Origin of the sequence: Candidatus Nitrosopumilus sp., assembly GCF_040878665.1 — an archaeon.
In the GTDB taxonomy this organism is placed as follows: Archaea; Thermoproteota; Nitrososphaeria; order Nitrososphaerales; family Nitrosopumilaceae; genus Nitrosopumilus.
The window spans coordinates 77,363-94,136 of record NZ_JBBDLU010000004.1 but is presented as its reverse complement, the minus strand read 5'-3'; the positions used below and the strand labels follow the sequence as shown (position 1 = coordinate 94,136).

General features: G+C 31.5%; 22 protein-coding genes. 8 read left to right on the top strand and 14 right to left on the bottom strand.

Going from position 1 to position 16,774, the window contains the following annotated elements; all coding sequences use genetic code 11:
- Positions 1–37 precede the first annotated feature (37 nt).
- From WDZ98_RS04150 to WDZ98_RS04135, 4 genes are read right to left on the bottom strand one after another with little or no spacing between them, the layout of a single operon-like run.
- A complete protein-coding gene (locus tag WDZ98_RS04150; protein ID WP_368057241.1) occupies positions 38–1,441 on the bottom strand; it encodes an aspartate kinase in 1,404 nt (467 codons plus the stop codon).
- 35 nt (positions 1,442–1,476) lie between these two features.
- Entirely contained in the window at positions 1,477–2,223 is a 747-nt protein-coding gene (gene pcn, locus WDZ98_RS04145; protein WP_368057243.1) for a proliferating cell nuclear antigen (pcna), read from the bottom strand.
- A gap of 34 nt (positions 2,224–2,257) precedes the next feature.
- Entirely contained in the window at positions 2,258–2,575 is a 318-nt protein-coding gene (locus WDZ98_RS04140) for a transcription factor S (protein ID WP_368057245.1), read from the bottom strand.
- 1 nt (position 2,576) lies between these two features.
- Positions 2,577–2,855, bottom strand: coding sequence for an RpoL/Rpb11 RNA polymerase subunit family protein (locus WDZ98_RS04135; protein ID WP_368057247.1), 279 nt, complete (start codon positions 2,853–2,855; stop codon positions 2,577–2,579).
- Between the two features lie 51 nt (positions 2,856–2,906).
- Here WDZ98_RS04135 and WDZ98_RS04130 point away from each other — a divergent pair, with 51 nt between their 5' ends.
- Genes WDZ98_RS04130 through WDZ98_RS04120 form a run of 3 tightly spaced genes read left to right on the top strand, consistent with a single transcriptional unit; the run spans position 2,907 to position 3,782 of the window.
- Positions 2,907–3,443, top strand: coding sequence for a hypothetical protein (locus tag WDZ98_RS04130; protein WP_368057249.1), 537 nt, complete (start codon positions 2,907–2,909; stop codon positions 3,441–3,443).
- A gap of 30 nt (positions 3,444–3,473) precedes the next feature.
- Positions 3,474–3,626, top strand: coding sequence for a hypothetical protein (locus WDZ98_RS04125; RefSeq protein WP_368057251.1), 153 nt, complete (start codon positions 3,474–3,476; stop codon positions 3,624–3,626).
- Positions 3,627–3,635: 9 nt separating this feature from the next.
- Entirely contained in the window at positions 3,636–3,782 is a 147-nt protein-coding gene (locus WDZ98_RS04120) for a hypothetical protein (protein ID WP_368057253.1), read from the top strand.
- A 1-nt stretch (position 3,783) separates the two neighbouring features.
- On the opposite strand, the gene WDZ98_RS04115 is transcribed toward WDZ98_RS04120, so the two are convergent.
- The gene (locus tag WDZ98_RS04115) at positions 3,784–4,278 is read right to left on the bottom strand and encodes a dual specificity protein phosphatase 23 (RefSeq protein WP_368057255.1); all 495 of its coding nucleotides are present in this window, start codon (positions 4,276–4,278) and stop codon (positions 3,784–3,786) included.
- Positions 4,279–4,331: 53 nt separating this feature from the next.
- Complete coding sequence (locus tag WDZ98_RS04110) at positions 4,332–4,973, bottom strand: cyclase family protein (protein ID WP_368057257.1); 642 nt, start codon at positions 4,971–4,973, stop codon at positions 4,332–4,334.
- A 76-nt stretch (positions 4,974–5,049) separates the two neighbouring features.
- Here WDZ98_RS04110 and WDZ98_RS04105 point away from each other — a divergent pair, with 76 nt between their 5' ends.
- Positions 5,050–5,307, top strand: coding sequence for an Lrp/AsnC ligand binding domain-containing protein (locus tag WDZ98_RS04105; protein WP_368057259.1), 258 nt, complete (start codon positions 5,050–5,052; stop codon positions 5,305–5,307).
- On the opposite strand, the gene WDZ98_RS04100 is transcribed toward WDZ98_RS04105, so the two are convergent.
- Complete coding sequence (locus WDZ98_RS04100; RefSeq protein ID WP_368057260.1) at positions 5,302–6,453, bottom strand: aminotransferase class V-fold PLP-dependent enzyme; 1,152 nt, start codon at positions 6,451–6,453, stop codon at positions 5,302–5,304. The two genes, WDZ98_RS04105 and WDZ98_RS04100, sit on opposite strands and share 6 nt — an antisense overlap.
- A 23-nt stretch (positions 6,454–6,476) precedes the next feature.
- Here WDZ98_RS04100 and WDZ98_RS04095 point away from each other — a divergent pair, with 23 nt between their 5' ends.
- Together WDZ98_RS04095 and WDZ98_RS04090 are read left to right on the top strand one after the other, a co-directional pair.
- The gene (locus WDZ98_RS04095; protein ID WP_368057262.1) at positions 6,477–7,094 is read left to right on the top strand and encodes a hypothetical protein; all 618 of its coding nucleotides are present in this window, start codon (positions 6,477–6,479) and stop codon (positions 7,092–7,094) included.
- A 116-nt stretch (positions 7,095–7,210) separates the two neighbouring features.
- Positions 7,211–7,510, top strand: coding sequence for an ATP-binding protein (locus WDZ98_RS04090; protein WP_368057264.1), 300 nt, complete (start codon positions 7,211–7,213; stop codon positions 7,508–7,510).
- A gap of 35 nt (positions 7,511–7,545) precedes the next feature.
- Here WDZ98_RS04090 and WDZ98_RS04085 read toward each other — a convergent pair whose 3' ends face one another.
- Entirely contained in the window at positions 7,546–8,538 is a 993-nt protein-coding gene (locus WDZ98_RS04085) for a plastocyanin/azurin family copper-binding protein (protein WP_368057266.1), read from the bottom strand.
- A 199-nt stretch (positions 8,539–8,737) separates the two neighbouring features.
- Between WDZ98_RS04085 and WDZ98_RS04080 the strand changes: the two genes are divergently transcribed.
- Positions 8,738–10,423 carry a HAMP domain-containing protein gene (locus WDZ98_RS04080; RefSeq protein ID WP_368057268.1) on the top strand — a complete coding sequence of 562 codons (1,686 nt, stop codon included), beginning with the start codon at positions 8,738–8,740 and terminating at the stop codon, positions 10,421–10,423.
- 45 nt (positions 10,424–10,468) lie between these two features.
- Here the strand turns inward: WDZ98_RS04080 and WDZ98_RS04075 are convergent, their stop codons facing one another.
- Together WDZ98_RS04075 and WDZ98_RS04070 are read right to left on the bottom strand one after the other, a co-directional pair.
- On the bottom strand, positions 10,469–10,834 hold the full coding sequence (locus tag WDZ98_RS04075; protein WP_368057270.1) for a DUF6659 family protein: 366 nt from the start codon (positions 10,832–10,834) through the stop codon (positions 10,469–10,471).
- Complete coding sequence (locus WDZ98_RS04070; protein ID WP_368057272.1) at positions 10,831–12,159, bottom strand: ammonium transporter; 1,329 nt, start codon at positions 12,157–12,159, stop codon at positions 10,831–10,833. Before WDZ98_RS04070 ends, WDZ98_RS04075 begins: the two co-directional genes overlap by 4 nt.
- 115 nt (positions 12,160–12,274) lie before the next feature.
- On the opposite strand from WDZ98_RS04070, the gene WDZ98_RS04065 reads away from it, so the two are divergent.
- The gene (locus WDZ98_RS04065) at positions 12,275–12,604 is read left to right on the top strand and encodes a P-II family nitrogen regulator (RefSeq protein WP_368057274.1); all 330 of its coding nucleotides are present in this window, start codon (positions 12,275–12,277) and stop codon (positions 12,602–12,604) included.
- Between the two features lie 221 nt (positions 12,605–12,825).
- On the opposite strand, the gene WDZ98_RS04060 is transcribed toward WDZ98_RS04065, so the two are convergent.
- From WDZ98_RS04060 to WDZ98_RS04045, 4 genes are all read right to left on the bottom strand, one after another.
- Positions 12,826–13,407: a P-II family nitrogen regulator gene (locus WDZ98_RS04060; protein ID WP_368057276.1), complete on the bottom strand. Its 582-nt coding sequence runs from the start codon at positions 13,405–13,407 to the stop codon at positions 12,826–12,828.
- 75 nt (positions 13,408–13,482) lie between these two features.
- Positions 13,483–14,637 carry a DnaJ domain-containing protein gene (locus tag WDZ98_RS04055; RefSeq protein ID WP_368057278.1) on the bottom strand — a complete coding sequence of 385 codons (1,155 nt, stop codon included), beginning with the start codon at positions 14,635–14,637 and terminating at the stop codon, positions 13,483–13,485.
- A 61-nt stretch (positions 14,638–14,698) separates the two neighbouring features.
- Positions 14,699–15,334 carry a hypothetical protein gene (locus WDZ98_RS04050; RefSeq protein ID WP_368057280.1) on the bottom strand — a complete coding sequence of 212 codons (636 nt, stop codon included), beginning with the start codon at positions 15,332–15,334 and terminating at the stop codon, positions 14,699–14,701.
- Positions 15,335–15,400: 66 nt separating this feature from the next.
- Entirely contained in the window at positions 15,401–16,765 is a 1,365-nt protein-coding gene (locus WDZ98_RS04045; protein ID WP_368057282.1) for a KamA family radical SAM protein, read from the bottom strand.
- Positions 16,766–16,774 lie beyond the last annotated feature (9 nt).

Below are 16,774 nucleotides of genomic sequence, written 5' to 3'. Positions count from 1 at the left end.
TGAATCGTATTGAGAGTGTTCCCTTAAATGATTTGTCTTAATTGATTTTATCAAGTGCAAATGCATCGTGTAATGCTTGTACTGCTGCATTTGTATCAGAATTTTTAACAACAAACGCAAGATTAAGCTCAGATGAACCTTGTGTGATCATAGATACATTGACTTTATTTTTCTCAATTGCACCAAAAACTTTTGAAGCAACTCCAACTGTACCACGCATTCCTGAACCGATTAATGCAATTATTGCTACATCTGTTGTAATTTCTAATTTCTTTATGATTTTTCCTAGTAATTCCATTTCTAATGCACTAACAGCTTTATCAAGATCTGTGTTTTTAACAACAATAGTTATGCTTGATTCAGATGGATTCTGAGATATCATCATTACATTGATTCCAGCTTTTGCTAATGTTGCAAATATCTTAGCAGCAGTACCAGGTGTTCCAACCATACTACCACCTTGAACATCAATTAGTCCATTATTTTTTACATTACTTACACACTTTACAGTATTACTAACAGCAGAAGAAGTAGATGCTGAAACTAAAGTTCCTTCATTTTTGAGATTGAAAGAGCTTCTAATTTTCATAGGGATCTTCTTTGTTAATAGAGGTTCAAACGTTCGTGGGTGTATTTGCTTGGCACCAAATAAAGCCATTTCAATTGCTTCTATGTATGATACTTCTTTGAGTAATTTTGCATTTTTGACAATCTTTGGATCTGCAGTCATTAAACCATCTACATCACTCATCAACCATATCTCATCTGCTTTGATGCATGATCCAATGATTGTAGCAGAATAATCAGAACCACCTCTACCAAGTGTAGTTACATGTCCATGTTGATCAGCTCCTGTAAAACCTCCAACAACAGGAATTGTTTTCTTTAAGAACATAGCATCTATTGTTTTTGATATTCGTAATCTAGTTGTATCCATGAGTGGTTTAGATTCACCAAAGTTAGAGTCAGTAACAATTCCTACTTCTTTACCAGTAAGAGAAATTGATTTTTTACCTAGATCTGTGATGGATGATGAAACTAGTTGTATTGATAATCTTTCACCAAATGAAGTTAGATAATCCATTGATCTTGGTGTAACTTCACCGAGTAATACCATTCCATCAATTAGAGCAAGAAGTTCAGTAAAATCTGCATCAAGATTTGTCAGTAATTTTTTTCTTACATTAGATTTTTTGATTGTTTGTTTTGCTAATTGTTTATGTCTGTTGATAATTTTTGATGCTAATTGTTCAGCTTTTGATTTATTTTCTTTTTTTATAGATTCTGATATTTCTAAAAGATCATCTGTCGTTCCACTTATTGCAGAACAAACCACTACAATCTGATGTTTTTTTGATAAATCATTAAGATGTTTAGCTACTGTACAAATGTCCTTTGAAGTAGAAATGGATGTTCCACCATATTTTATTACAAGTCGCAATTCAAAATATCTGAACTACTTAATCTTTAAATGCTTTAACTTTCCACGCGTGGAGCCAAGTAAAAGTGAATTCTACCAATATTTGCCACTTTGAATTCAATTCTAAGAGGTTTTGCGCTTGAAAACTCACATGTTATAGAGCCTGCATTAGATCCTACGGCTTTGACTACAGGATTAAGATACTCAAGACTGTAAGTGCCTACACTGTCTTCTTTTGAAGAAATCTCTTCAATTTCTTTATCATCTTTATCTAATTCAATTACAACTTCCCCAGAATCCCCTTTTCCTGAAAAGTCTCCATTGGAATCAGATGTATGTATTGTAAGATAATCAGATACAACTTGTACATCACCAAGTATTTTATCAAATTTGGAAGAACTCAAAACAATTTTTGAGTCATATGGGATTTTTGGTAATGGTGTATCTGTTGCAGAGCTTTCAATTAAACGCATTTTGTATTTTTTATTTTTTCCAACTGTTACAAGTAACATGTTCTGTTCTGATATGCTAATTTCTATGCTATCATTTTTATCAGCTCTTTTGATAAGCTTTGAAAATTCATCTATTCTTACACCGAATTTAATATCACTATCACATTCATACTTTTCAAATGCAGAATTAGGCCATGAAATATCGATAAGAGCAACATGAGATGGATCCATTCCTCTAAAAGTAATTCCTTCAGCCGTTGCAACAAAAGTAGCTTCTTCAACAAGTGTTGATATTGCAGATATGATAGCTTTTAGATCATCTGAACCGCTTGTTTTTGCTCCAAAAGTCAAATCAATTTTCCTGACTATAAGTTCCAGTTAAACGTTATGTGTAATCACGCCAAGTGTATTTACATTGTAAACAACGATAAAATCGTGTTGTAGGTTCATCTGCACTTCTAGTTTGAAACATCCAACCAACTGCTTCATCATGTCCACATTTTTCACAATCTATTTTGATTGTTGGAAGAGATTCTTCTCCTTCAGTTCCTTCAAAAGCAAGAAGTGAGAAATCAGGTTCCTGTTCTTCAATAGTTTTTTTTGTTGCTTTGACTTGTCCTTCTTTCGTATAACCACATTTAGGACATTGAAGGCCAGAATCACTATTTTTTAATTTGACCTCACATTTAGGGCAAAATTTCAATCTAATTTACCTTAATTTTTGAATTAAATAATTGTTTGAACTCTTCGGCCATTTTTATTGCTGATGCTGATGCTTTTTTAATTTCACCTAATGGTTTTGAACTACAATTTACTCTCATCCAGCATTCATTGGTAAGAGGATGTTTTACAATAACGCCTGCAAAATCTATATTTGATGCCTTTAAAAGCTCATGCTGAATTATGTACAAAATTCCTATATCAGTTTCAGTGATTGAAAGGCTGATTTCTTTAGGCTCAGAACTGATCACTTGCGCGTTCATGTATTCAGAAAAAGCACTTATTGCGGATATAAATCATTATGAGCGGTTAGAATGGGAGAAAGCAAAATTTCAGAGATCCACCTAGTAAAATCCAAGGATGAATACTCTTCAGATGAGAATGTTGAGATAAATGTCCAGTTTTCAGTAGATGGAGACTTGAGAAATGCGTTTAATGAGGCTAATTGGACAAAAGCATACAACAACAACGATGTTTCATTTAAAATGAAATATGGTGTTAAATTGACCTCAGGTGGGTTCAGAAAGAAGGAATTAGGTAGAACTGTTGATACCTATAGAAAGGCATCTATCTTTTGGACAAGAAATCCAAAACTTGTCAATCCTATGAAAGATAGAAGAATTTGGGTACAGGTAGCCAAAAATTTTGAGCCATTTATCAGACTTTCAGAAGAGGAAGTAAGACAGGAATTATTTGACTTTAGTGAAAAATTTGTGTTCAGAGCATCAGACTTGGGAAAAGGTAAACACAAGATTGGAGCTGAGGCATTTGCATCATGGCAGAAACATGATTATATTGAAACAGGAAGCGTCAAAAATAATTCTAATGAAATTGAGATCACCATCAATTAGGGATATAAGGAACTTTTTGGAGCAATCAATATGGCAAAATATGACGGTCTTTTAGGACAACCAATACTTGAAGTAGAAGAACCTGACAAAGAAGACGGAATTACATTCATCTTCAAAGATAACAGGTTTTTGTTCATCAAAGCTGTAGATGGAAAGATTGAGACCATATCAATTCCAGAATAGGAGATATGAATGGCAAAATTTGACTCTATCAAAATGTTAGAACTTGTAAAAGTTGAAGATCCTGATGTAGATGGTGGATTGACATTAATTTTCCAAGAAAATAAAATCTTGAAAATTAAAATTGTAGATGGAAAATTAGTTTCAGAGTTTGTTTAAACTAATTTTTAACATGTTTTTCATAAAATCCAATAGCTAGCTCTTGTACTTCAGATTGAATAGAACCTGGTCTTTCATCTCGAATTTTTTTGATTGCATTAATAGCTGAAAAATTTTTGTATTTTACAAAATAACATGCAAGTATTGTACCTGCTCTTCCCATTCCAGCAGCACAATGAACCATTACTGCTTGATCGTTTGTAATTTGTTCATGTATGAAATCTACTGCAGAATCTATTCTATCCATATCAGGAGCTGTCAAGTCAGGAGTTGGTACATGTAGATAGCCAATGTTTTGCACCCAAACATCAGGTAAAGCGTTCTCAGTCATAGTTACAATAGATTTTACTCCTTGGTTTAGCAACCAATCAAATTCATCAAAGCTAGTTGGAATTCCTGAGCCTGCCAATTTTTTTTCAATTAACCAAGAGAAGTTAGTAGGCTTTTTTGTAATTTTTCCATGAACCTTTCTCCAAATATTTCCAGGTTTGCTCATATCAAATATAGGGATCAATCTATAATTTTAGTATTACAAATAAAATTGTAGGATTATGATGCTATTGCTCGTACAGGGGATCCGGTTGCATCTTTAATCTTTAGTGGAAGAATTGTAAAAATAAATTCATTAGATGGGATTTTATTCAAATTTGTCAAATTTTCTACAATCAAAATATTGTTTTTTGATAAAACATGGTGGACAGGAAAAGATTCATCTTTACCAAGATCTATGTTAGGAGAATCAATTCCAACTAAATTGATTTTTTTTGATGCAAGATATTTTGCAGAGGATATATCTAATCCAGGATTTTCATTGAAATAATTATTCTTTTTTAGATTTTTGTGCCATGTGGTATAGAAAAAGACTGAAGAATAATCTGGAATTAGTCCATTCTTTTTTTCAAATAGAGTGATGTCGGATTTTGTTATAGACTGATTCCTATCTTTTCTGAGTTTAATCAAAATACCTTTTCCAACTAGTCTATCAAGTGGAATTTGATTGATTTTGAGACCATTTTTGACAAAATGGTATGGCGCATCAATATGTGTACCAGTGTGTGAGCTTAAAAATAATAATTCAAGATTATATCCATCATCTTTGATGTTAGACCAATTAATCAAATGTGGTTTTGGTGATCCTGGAAAATTTGGAATCGATTCAGATATTGTCAATGATAAATCGATTGGTTTCATAATGATATACTATGTTGGTAATTAATCAGTTTTTGAATAATGAAAGGTTAAATACTGTCTCATGAAAAAAATCTTTGTGCCTACAGCGTATGTTCTCCTAAATTCAGATTTAGGTTCAGACGAGTCAATTATCAAAGAAGTAAAACAAATTCTTACTGGAGAAGACGTGGAATTTGAGATTCAGGGTGTTTATGGGGTATATGACATCGTTTTAAAACTGACCTCTGATGATGCTGAAAAACTGCGTGGAATTATTACAAACAAAGTTAGAAAAATTAGTAAAGTGCAATCAACACTGACCATGATGGTAATTGAAGAGCAAGAAAATCTATAATTTCTTTATTGCATCAATGACCTGAAGTATTTGTGATTCAGTATTAAAAAAATGTGGTGATGCTCGTATAATCTTGATTTCCATGATTTCTCTTACAGCTAAAACAATGTTTTGTTTTTCAAGTTTATCTACAATTTCTTGTGAATCAAACCCTTTGATGTTAAATGAGACAATACTAGTTCTAACATCCTGATCATCTGGACCATACAATATAATATTAGGGATTTTTGATAGTTCTTCTCTGAAAAGACTTGATAGATATTTATTTTTTTCACGAATATTTTTTATACCAAAATTTAGCAAATAGTTTGCAGATGATTCCAAACCAACAATACCAACATAGTTTCTAAATCCGGTTTGAAACTTATCTGGTAATTCTTTGAACGCAAGTTTTGAATCATCATAAGGTATTGCAGATTCTCCACCAATTGTAATTGGTTCTAAGAGTTCACTTGATTTTCTATTACAATAAAACAAGCCTGTTCCCATTGGACCACAAAGCCATTTAGATCCGTTAAATGACATAAAATCACATTTAATTTTTGATACATCAATATCTCCAATACAGCCTACAGTTTGTGCACCATCGATAAAAAATGGGGTTTTATTTTGAAGAATTTTTCCTATTTCCTCTACAGGCAAAATAGATCCAGTGTTGTACAATGCATGACTTAGTGCTACTAATTTTGTATTATCATCAACAAAAGATTCTAGATCATCTAATTTGAAAAAACCATTATTATCAATCGGTAGATTTTTTATTGAAATTCTTTCTTTTAGTCTAATCCAAGGATAAAAATTTGCATGATGTTCATGACTCATTCCACGAATTATAATGTTAGAATTATCATCAAAAGATAGTCCATTTGATACAAAATTGATTCCATCAGTTGTGCTTTGAGTAAGAATAACTTCATCAGGTTGACAAGAAATAATTTTTGCAATGGTTTTTCTTACATTACGTAGTTTTTCAGTTACAAATGATTCAGATAGTTTTGAATCAGGCCCAATTGAGTTGTATGTAATTAAGAATTCTTTCATAGTGTCAATACTTTGAGAAGGCATTAAAGAAACAGACGCATTATTTAGATAGATTTGATCTGATTTTGGAAAATCATCTGAAATATCTTTATGTGCTAAATTCATTATTATATCTGTAAAATACTAAAATGGTGTTGGATAAAAATCCTGAGCAAATTATAGATAATAATTTAACAGCTATTCAAAATGAATTTGAACAAAATAATCTAAATGTCATATTATGTTCAGAGCCTTTTCATAAAACAGAGTTTCTTCATAGATTAATTAATTCGGTAAACATTCCAATTATTTTTGTAGATCTAGATTTACTTTATACTGGATATGTAGAATCTGGAATGATTCAAAGGAAAAAAGACATGACAATATTCAATCCAAATAAAACAGATTGGGGAGAAAAACTAGGAGAAATTATTTCAAAAATATCGCAAGAGAAGTTTTTAGTAATTATTGATTCATTTAATGGGGTTTACAATTTGTTTGATGAACTTGAATCTGCCAGATTCATAAATGCAAGTATAATGTTAATTTCATCACTTGGAAAACAAGCTAAATCCTCCATTGTGGTAACTGCCATGGCAAGAAAAAAAGAAAATAATGAATGGGTGATATCACCAGGAGGGAAACACGTTATAAAATCAGAGAAAACAGAAATCTATTTTGTCAAAAAAAATGTAAATGACTTGCTAATCAGCATTTTAGATAAAACAGACGCAAATTCAAAGGTATTCAAGATAGAACAGAGATGATTTTTTGCTATCAATAGCGATCAAATTTAAAACGCCGTTATAACATTTGAAACGCCGTTATAACATCATATTTTTAGGCAAATTATATTAATGCCAAATCAAGAAATAATTTTGTTATGCCAGTAGGAATTATTCCCGACATCAGCGAACAAATGTGTATCGGATGCGCACTATGTGTAGAAATCTGTACCACACTTGGACCAGATGTACTTAGAGTAAAACCAGTTGAAGGCTGGAAGAGAGGTAAAGCATTTGTTTTCTACCCAGAAAGATGTATTTCTGATGGTGCATGCATCGGTGTATGCCCAACAAAAGCAATCTTTTGGATGAGACCAATGGACTTTACTGTTGGACAACCAGTTCCACTCTACAAGAACTCAGTCTTCATCAAAGGTTGGACTGAATTAATCGATTAGATTAGTTCAATCAATTTTAATTTCTTTTTATTATTTTAAATTTTAAAAGCGCCCTGTTTTTCATCTTTAATTTTTGGTTTCTTCTTTAACCAAAATAATGCGATGAGGAACATGATACCTGGAACAAGAATTATCAAAAGCATTAATTCGTAATAAGTTGATAGTCTTTGAGCTGGTTTTGTATGATAAGTTTCATGAGATGTTTTTTCTGGATTATCATAAACTACTGTAGTAAAATCAACAGAACGTAGTTCTTTATTTTGAATATTTCCAGACACAGTGACACTCTCCTCAGCAAAAACTGAGGATGAATGAATTCCTTCTATTCTTACTATAATGGAACCTGAATCACTGAAAATATAATTTCTATAGTCTCCACCTATCTGACTTAATCCTTCATCCCGAAAGATTTCTTTCCCATTTTGAAATATTATAAAATTGTATTTCATTTGTGCAAGATTAGAATTTGTTTGTGGATCATAAAACTGATATACAAATTGAATTTTTTCATGTGTTTTGATGACTGGTGGATCCCATGATAGATTAATTTCTATATTTTGATCTGCGGTATACTGTAATAAAGGAAATTCTAGTTTTTTGCCGGTTGCGTCATGTGGATAATCAGGAATTAGTTTTTCAACAATTAAAATTCCTTCCATCCATGGATGAATTGTACAATAATAAGAAAATGTTCCAGATTCTTCAAATTTGTAGGACCATGATTCTCCTGGCATAAATCTATCACTGTCAAAGATACCATTTGATTTTCCAAAATTATCACTCATCCAACCAAATCTTCCCGAACCTTCTCCACTTGTAACAGTATGACCTTCCTTGTCACCATTATACCAAGTTACAGTATCTCCTACAGTTACAAACAGTTGAGGAGGATCATACCATACTTCTGCTTGTGTATTTAGTTCAGGATTATATGCTCCTAATGGAATATCAATGACGTATTCTTCAGCATATACAAATGAGGTTGAGATTAAAATTACAAAAAGAGCAGATAAAAATAGAAATTTCATATTTTAAAAAATAATCCTAGATAATTAAATATTTGAGGTTATTTTCAACATTGCAAGTAATTATCAATTTATAGAATTACTATAGGCATAATAGACTCAAGAAGAATTGATATTTGTATACAATAAACATAGAATGGCGATGTCGATTTCAATTAATCTTGGTAAAAAACTCATTTTTTTAGTGATGATTGTTTCTGTTGTGGCTCTTTCAATAATAGGGATTCTTAGTTTTAATTATGCTGATCAAATTCTAATAGAAAGAGCTGGAGACCAACTGTTAGGAGAATCAACAGTGAGAGGAGATACACTAAGATTACTTTTTGAATCAAGAATTGAACAAAACAATATTCTTGCAAATGATCCTATGATTCAATTACTAATTGCAGAAATGAATCAGATTGACGAGGATGAATTAAAAAAATCTAAAGAGAGTAATCGGAGAGATTTTTTGATTGAGATTCAAGCATTTCAAGAATTAATTGGGTTTTCTATAGGGTTTGAAGATACAAAAATAATTGGAAGTAATGGAAAAGTTTTCTTTTCTCTTAGTAATGCAAATAATGATTTTCTTGATGATCCGTTATTTCAACGTGGATTAAAGGAATCATTTATTGAGTTTGAACCAACGGAACAAGGGAAAAGAATGATTGTTGTCTCTCCAGTTTTTGCAGACGATAGTAAAAGAGGAGATAAATCAATTGGAGTAATAATTTCAAAAATGCGAACAACGTCAATTGATAATGTTTTGAAAAATCAAAGCGGGTTAGGAGAAACAGGAGAGGTTTACATTGTAAATAATCAATATGTAATGTTGTCTGAATCCAGATTTATTGAGAATGTTATATTCAAACAGAAAGTGGATACTTTAGCTGTCCAAAAATGTTTCAATAACGGAGAGGAAGTTGTAGGGTTTTATGAGGATTATAGAGATGTTTTAATTTATGGATCATCTTATTGTGCAAATGATTTAGGCATAGTATTACTTGCAGAGATTGACAAGACAGAGGTAGAAAAACCAATAGATATTCTTCAATATAGAATATTTCATACAGGAATAGCAATAACCATAGGAATGGGAATTGTAGCGTTTGTAATATCAAAATCTCTATCAAGACCACTTCTTAAATTAAAAGATGCAGCAAATAAAATTGCAAATGGAGATTTTAAAGTAAGAACTAACATTACTACTGGGGATGAGATTGGAGAATTGTCTTCTGCATTTGATTCAATGGCTCAAAAGCTAGAAGAATCATTAATTGAAATTAAAGAGAAAGAAGACGTTATTAAACAACAAGAAGATATTTTGTTGAAATTTTCTCAACATGAACAAAATGATTGTGTTGGTGTGATTGATATGACAGACTCTACAAGAATATCATCTAGATTATCTGATGCAGATGTTAGTAAGATGTATGAAATTTTTCTTAATTTCATGGCAAAAATTGTCCGTAAACATAACGGGATAGTAGTAAAAAACATTGGAGATGCCTTAATGTTTAGATTTCCAAATGTTGATCCGAATAACAGTGAAGTGATGAAAAATATCTTAGAATGTTGTTTTAGTATGATCGAATCTCATGATGAATTAAAAAAAGAACTCAATGCAGAAAATATTGAGGCGTTGGATTATAAAATTAGTGCAACGTATGGTTCTGTAAAAGTAGCTGAGAGCACCACTTCAAAAATTTCAGATATTTTTGGACCTACGGTAAATAAATGTTTTAAGATAAATTCACTTTGCCCAAAAAATAGTATAGTGATTGGCATTAATCTATATGAAATTTTGAAAGATTTTGATGAATACGAATTTACACAATTTTGTTCTATTGAAATGAAGAAAAAATATGGTTACAGTGTTTTTGAAGTTAAAAGAAAAAAACAATAGATCATTGTTTACAATAAAACAAATATTTTATGCCTAATTTAGGTACTATTTTTGAGAAGCGATATAAGATCTGACAAAATCTATAATTTTTAGATAGTCTGCTCTAGGTTCAGTGCTAATCATAAACAGATCATTGGAAGTAATTGGAATACTAATCATTGTAACTTTTTCATATTCTGTTATTGATGATAATTCTGAACCTATTTTATAGGCTAAATTTGTATAAAGATCTCTTTTTTGCAATGCATAATGAATTGACATGTTCACATTATCACCATCTAAAAATTTTTCAACATTTTCTTTCTGTCCACCAGCAATCATCTCACCTTTGCTATTTGCCACACCTGCAAATCGAATTTTGGTATCTAAATTGAGAACTTGCTTTGATAGTTCATCATAATTGACTGTCATTTGTTATCACTTTTAGATTTCTTTTTGAAGAGTATTTCATCCTTTTCTTGTAATTTGTCTGTATAATCATCCATACCTAACAAGAATTCTTCTTCATCAGAATATGCAGATTCGGCGTGTTCACTAATATCTAATCCAGCGTCTTCTACTTCTGGTGAAACTCTAATTCCAATTAGATGTTTAATTATTTGTAAAATTATCCATGTTCCACCAAAACCCATTGCAGCTGCTACACCTACACCTATTGCTTGAATCCAAAGTTGATCAGGATTTCCAAATAATAATCCATCAACTCCTCCAGGATTAATTACAGTACTTGCAAAAATTCCTATGGAAAGCGCACCGACAATTCCTGCAACACCGTGAACAGAGCTTACATCAAGTGCATCATCGATCTTTAATTTTTCTTTGAATAATACTACACCAGAGTAGGATATTACACCTATTGCAATACCAATTATGAAAGCATGTTCAACACTTACAAATCCAGATGCAGGAGTAATACCAGCTAGACCTGCAATAGCACCATTAATTGTAGCTACAACTGATGGTTTTCCTGTTCGAATCCAAGAAAGTCCACCCCAGATCAAGGCAGATACTGAAGATGCCATGTGAGTAACAATTACAGTATTTCCAGCAACACCACCAGATGCAGATAGAGCACTTCCTGCATTGAAACCAAACCATCCAAGCCACAATAATGAAGAACCAAGTACAGCAAGTGGAATGCTGTGAGGAATCATTATAGCAGGACCATAATTTCTTCTTCTACCAAGTACTAGTGCAGCAGCTAGAGCTGCCATACCAACACTGGTGTGAATTACAATACCACCTGCAAAGTCAACGACTCCTAATTGTGCTAACCAACCTCCACCCCATACCCAATGAACCAGAGGATAATAGATCAACATGGACCATGCTGAAATAAATATGATAAATGAACTAAACTTCATTCTTTCAGCAATAGTTCCCGTAAGTAAGAGTGGAGTAATTGCTGCAAACATTAATTGAAATTTAACAAATAATACACCTGGAATTGTTGGAGCATATTGCTCTAAAGGTGCATCAGACGGAATTCCTTTAAGAAATACCCAATCCATATTCCCAACTAGTCCCATAGAAGAAGGGCCAAATGATACACTAAATCCAAACACAAACCACATGACACTCAAAAGTGCTAAACCAAAAAAGATCTGCATGAAAATTGAAGCTGCATTCTTTTTTCTTAAAAGTCCGGATTCAAAGAGACCTAATGCGGGGATCATTAGAAGCACAAGACTGCCTGCTACAAGCATCCATGCTGTATCTCCAGAATCCAGAACCATGATAAAAAATTTAATTTTAAATTAATAACAATGACTAAATTTGATTATCATTTGATTATCATTTGATTATCAAAATCAGAAATTATATTTGTGTAAATTGCAATACAATTACTAAATGCTCAAAATAGAAGTCATATTAGGAGAAAATGATGTCATGGCAATTAGTGAAGGATTAAAACAGGTTGGAATTGGTGGGCTCACAGTATCCAAAGTAAGAGGAAGAGGAAAGAAACCAGGTCCCGAGATTCACGCATCAAAAGGAAGTGAAATTTTTGTGCCTCAATTCCATGATAAATATAGATTAGAAGCAATAATTTCAGATACAAAAGAAGATGAAGTCATAGGAATTATCAGAGATAATGGAAGAATAGGTAAGATCTTTGTTTCACAAATTTTACGTGCAATAGATATTACTACAGGTGATGAAGGAGATAGTACGATCTAAAATTATGGTTTCAATTCGTAAGAGTAAATTATTTCATAGAGAAAAGATGCAGAAGTTAGAATCTAGAGATATTCTCAAAGTTATTGTGATTGCAGGAATTATTGTTGTACCACTAGTTGTTGGTTTAGTTGTATGAAATTATCCAAAATTTTTCTTGCTAAACTAGTGCTTGCAGTAGTGGGAATGACATTAGTAGGATTAGCTTTGTTTAATGGATATTATTAAAAATCACCAAAATTATTTCCATAAATAATTGTGGGATTCTTTAGCTGTTTTTCTATTGTTGGTAATGATTTCATAATACAATGGTTTACAAAATCACTAAATGATTTTATTCTATAATCATCTCTAAGTGTTTCTTTATTTTCTTCATAAATTATTTGAAGTTTGTTTAGAGTAAATTTTTGTAATGGAACAAATCTACTTCGTTTAGGTAATTGTTTTGATTTAATTTTTTCTTCAAAACTAATTTCAAGATCTTGCTGTCCATCAAGTGTCTCCATATCTACAACCTCTTCCATTTCAGAGACAAAGATTTTTCCTCCATGATTTGATGATAATCCAGAATTTTTAGAAATCATTTCAACTACTTTTCTTGCATCTTTGTCAGAAACTACCATTTCGATTTTTGCAAGTGGTATTGATTTTAATCCAGTTGAACCAACACGAGAACCTTGTGATTCATCATAAATTTGACTATCATCTAAATTTCGTTTATCAACAATGTAAGTTCCTACAGCATTCAAATCGGTTTTAATTGTAGGGAAATTTTTCCTCTTAATCACAGCCTCTATTTTTTTCATTAATTATTTTCAAAAAAGAGGCATATTTATCAGAAATGGTAATTACCAAGCCTAAAAATTGATTTTTGAACGAAATTATTGTTTAGAAAACCCAAGTTTTGATGCCCAACTTTGTTTTCGTTTTTTAGTAGGTTTCAATGAAAGATTATCTAACATTTCATATGTTATAGTAAATCCATGCCCTACCATAGTAGCATCTTTTTGATATTGATCTTGATTAGGTACAAATTCATCTGCTAAATTTTTGATTTTTTTAGTTTTAAGATCAAATAATCTAATTTTTTTTCCATTTTCAAGTTTAATAATTGCATCACCACTAATACCTTGAATTGAAAAAGTTTCAAAAAATCTTATTGAACCACCTTGTTTTAATTCAATAACAGAATCATAAGTTAACTTGCCACCATAAAATAAAATTTCACGGGCAGATAATACTACATCATCTTCTACATTAAGAACAATGATTGTATCTGCTTCCAAAAGTACAGTATTTGCAAGATTTTCTGCAATAATTTTTCCATTAAGAGCTGAAATATAAGTTCGGTGTTCTTGAATTTGAAATACACCAACTCTGCCATTTGGATCTTCAATACGATATTTTCTTCCATAAATATTTCCTACAACAATATTACCATTATCTACAATTATTCTAGCACCATTTTCAATTTTGTATTTATTTTCTAATGGATCAATGAATTTAAAATCACCTTTAGTCAAATGTATATTCGTTTGAAATTCTTGTGTCCATGATGGGCTAGTTATGCTTCCTTGCATCACTATTGAACCATCATAAGTTAAACTTCCTGCCATAAAATTTCCTTTTATCGATAACGATCCATTTGCTTTTCTTTCTAGTTCAATTTCACCAAGAGTTTTTGAACCAAATAATCTTGTACCAGTAGTATTAGTTCTATTCAATGCTCCAGCCCATTCTTCAGCAGTTTTCATTTCATTGAATAGTTCCTGACCCAAAATCTGATTTTTTCTTCTTACATCAGCTTCAGTATCACCAGAATATACTTTTGAATTTGTTATTTTTTGGTTATCTGTATCAGGATATTTTTTACCAATTTTTAGATCATCATATGCCTGTTTAATTTTGATAAATTGTTCATTTTCTCCTCCACGATCTGAATGAAATTGAAGTGCCAACCGTCTAAATGCATCACGGATTTCTTTCTCAGTTGAATCTTCTATTATGCCTAAAATATCATAGTTACTTTCCACCATTCTTTACACCAACAGAGTTAATTTTTCATATTTCCTATACTTGTAGGTTATTACACATGTATTAGGTGTTTTTAGATTTTACAAGTGCAATTATTGCAATTACAATACCAATAATTCCTACCCCGATCCCTACATATCCCATATTGTTTGTTTGTGTTTCTTCTAGATTCTTTACTGATTCTTTCAAGTTATTGATATCTGCAATTAACGCAGTGTGTCCATCAATAATTTGATTTAAAGTAAGATCAGTTGGCTCAGGAAATTCAATGTAGGAACGTTCTTCAACTTTTGGTGGATGCATTGATAAACTAATAGGAGTATCTTCAATTGTTCCTAAAATATTTGCTTGATAAAATCCAGAAATGGTAGGATTTACAAATGCATAATATTTTCCTGGAATATTATGATCAGGAGATAAAAGAAGCATAATGCTTTCATCTTTGTAGACTAATTGGATTTTTACTGTTTTATTCAAACCTGAGATCCCATTTTTAAAAACTTGATCTTTTAGATCTAAATCAGGTACAAGTGGACTAACATAGAATTCAATTGCATTTGTATCTCCTGAAACAACTGGTTCATTCATCCAACCAATTTCAACTCTATATTCTCCAATAGAATCAACCGTATGTGCATAAGCAATTCCAGAAAAAAATGGGATTATCATTAATGATAGAAGCAATAGTTTTAAGTTCAATACTACAGAAAACAAATCTTATTTTAAAAATGTTCTATAAATTCTTAATATAGAAATTCTATTAATCTAAGATTCTGGATAGTCATCAAGTGGATTAGATTTTTTGAAGTTTTTCATCTCCTCGTCAAAAAAGAATTTCTCAGTAAGTGCTGGTTTTAAATCATCTAACCAAATTGCTTTTTCATCATATTTTGCAAAAAATGGAATTTGTACCCAATCAGGATTTCTACCTTGTAAAAATCTCAAAACAATTACTTTTTGATCTTTAATATCTGCAGTTCCAATAATGTGGACTTTACCTGGTGTTGCAGACATACTTGGGCCACGAACGGTTCTAGCTAATCCACTCACTGATGAATATGCTTTTTTGAAAATCTGATATGCCTTGACTAGTGGAATACCAAAGTAGTGTTGAGCACCTGTATCTCTAACTACAAACATGTAGTATGGAATACATCCCAATTGGACTTGTCTACTCCACATTTTTGCCCACATCTCTGCATCATCGTTAATGTGTGCTAAAATAGGAGATTGTGTTCTAATTTGAGCACCAGTTGACCTTACAGCCTTTATTGCTTGTTTTACAGCATCTGTTGATAATTCATTCAAATGATTAAAATGAGCCATAAATGCAAGATGTAATCCATTATCAGTAATCTTTCTAAAAATATCCAACATTTCTTGAGAATCAGAATCTGTCAGAAATTTGTAAGGCCAGTATGCCAATGCCTTTGTTCCAATTCTAATTGTTTTTAGATTTGGAAGTTTTGCGTCAATTAAAGTATCAATATATTTTGAAAAGATTTTTGCTTTCATAATCATTGGATCACCACCGGTAAAAAGAACATCAGTAATTTCTGGATGTTCTCTAACATATTGAACAAGTTGTTCTCCCTCTTGCATTGCGAATTTCATTTCATCCATTCCAACAAATTGAGGCCATCTAAAACAAAAACTACAATATGCATGACATGTCTGACTTTGACTAGGAAAGAAGAGACAAGTTTCTTTGTATTTGTGTTGCATTCCATATAATTTTGTTCCATCTTTTAGAGTTGGAACATTAAGCTCCATTTGACCTGCAGGATGTGGATTTAGTTGTAAACGAATTTCATTTGCAATAGATGTAATTTCTTTTTTGTCTAAATTATTTTTTAGAGCAGTTTCCATTTTTTTATAATGCTCTGGTTTTAGCATTCCTCTTTGAGGAAAAGTTAGAACAAATATTGGATCGTTAGGGATGTTATTCCAATCAATTAATTGCTCTACAACATAGTTATTTGCTTTAAATGGTAATACATTTCCTACAACTTCCATCTCAAATTGAGTTTCTTCACTAAGATTCTGAATTTGTGGTAAAGTACGAAAATTCGATAAAGTGTATGATTTTAATGATGGTGAGTCATCCCATGCGGTTACTTGATAGCTCATTCATTAATT

Excerpts from the sequence above, each read along its gene's own strand:
- WDZ98_RS04135 (WP_368057247.1), bottom strand. The coding sequence starts at position 2,855 with ATGAACGCGCAAGTGATCAGTTCTGAGCCTAAAGAAATCAGCCTTTCA.
- WDZ98_RS04130 (WP_368057249.1), top strand. The coding sequence starts at position 2,907 with ATGGGAGAAAGCAAAATTTCAGAGATCCACCTAGTAAAATCCAAGGAT.
- WDZ98_RS04125 (WP_368057251.1), top strand. The coding sequence starts at position 3,474 with ATGGCAAAATATGACGGTCTTTTAGGACAACCAATACTTGAAGTAGAA.
- WDZ98_RS04120 (WP_368057253.1), top strand. The coding sequence starts at position 3,636 with ATGGCAAAATTTGACTCTATCAAAATGTTAGAACTTGTAAAAGTTGAA.
- WDZ98_RS04115 (WP_368057255.1), bottom strand. The coding sequence starts at position 4,278 with ATGAGCAAACCTGGAAATATTTGGAGAAAGGTTCATGGAAAAATTACA.
- WDZ98_RS04110 (WP_368057257.1), bottom strand. The coding sequence starts at position 4,973 with ATGAAACCAATCGATTTATCATTGACAATATCTGAATCGATTCCAAAT.
- WDZ98_RS04100 (WP_368057260.1), bottom strand. The coding sequence starts at position 6,453 with ATGAATTTAGCACATAAAGATATTTCAGATGATTTTCCAAAATCAGAT.
- WDZ98_RS04095 (WP_368057262.1), top strand. The coding sequence starts at position 6,477 with ATGGTGTTGGATAAAAATCCTGAGCAAATTATAGATAATAATTTAACA.
- WDZ98_RS04090 (WP_368057264.1), top strand. The coding sequence starts at position 7,211 with ATGCCAGTAGGAATTATTCCCGACATCAGCGAACAAATGTGTATCGGA.
- WDZ98_RS04085 (WP_368057266.1), bottom strand. The coding sequence starts at position 8,538 with ATGAAATTTCTATTTTTATCTGCTCTTTTTGTAATTTTAATCTCAACC.
- WDZ98_RS04075 (WP_368057270.1), bottom strand. The coding sequence starts at position 10,834 with ATGACAGTCAATTATGATGAACTATCAAAGCAAGTTCTCAATTTAGAT.
- WDZ98_RS04070 (WP_368057272.1), bottom strand. The coding sequence starts at position 12,159 with ATGGTTCTGGATTCTGGAGATACAGCATGGATGCTTGTAGCAGGCAGT.
- WDZ98_RS04065 (WP_368057274.1), top strand. The coding sequence starts at position 12,275 with ATGCTCAAAATAGAAGTCATATTAGGAGAAAATGATGTCATGGCAATT.
- WDZ98_RS04060 (WP_368057276.1), bottom strand. The coding sequence starts at position 13,407 with ATGAAAAAAATAGAGGCTGTGATTAAGAGGAAAAATTTCCCTACAATT.
- WDZ98_RS04055 (WP_368057278.1), bottom strand. The coding sequence starts at position 14,637 with ATGGTGGAAAGTAACTATGATATTTTAGGCATAATAGAAGATTCAACT.
- WDZ98_RS04045 (WP_368057282.1), bottom strand. The coding sequence starts at position 16,765 with ATGAGCTATCAAGTAACCGCATGGGATGACTCACCATCATTAAAATCA.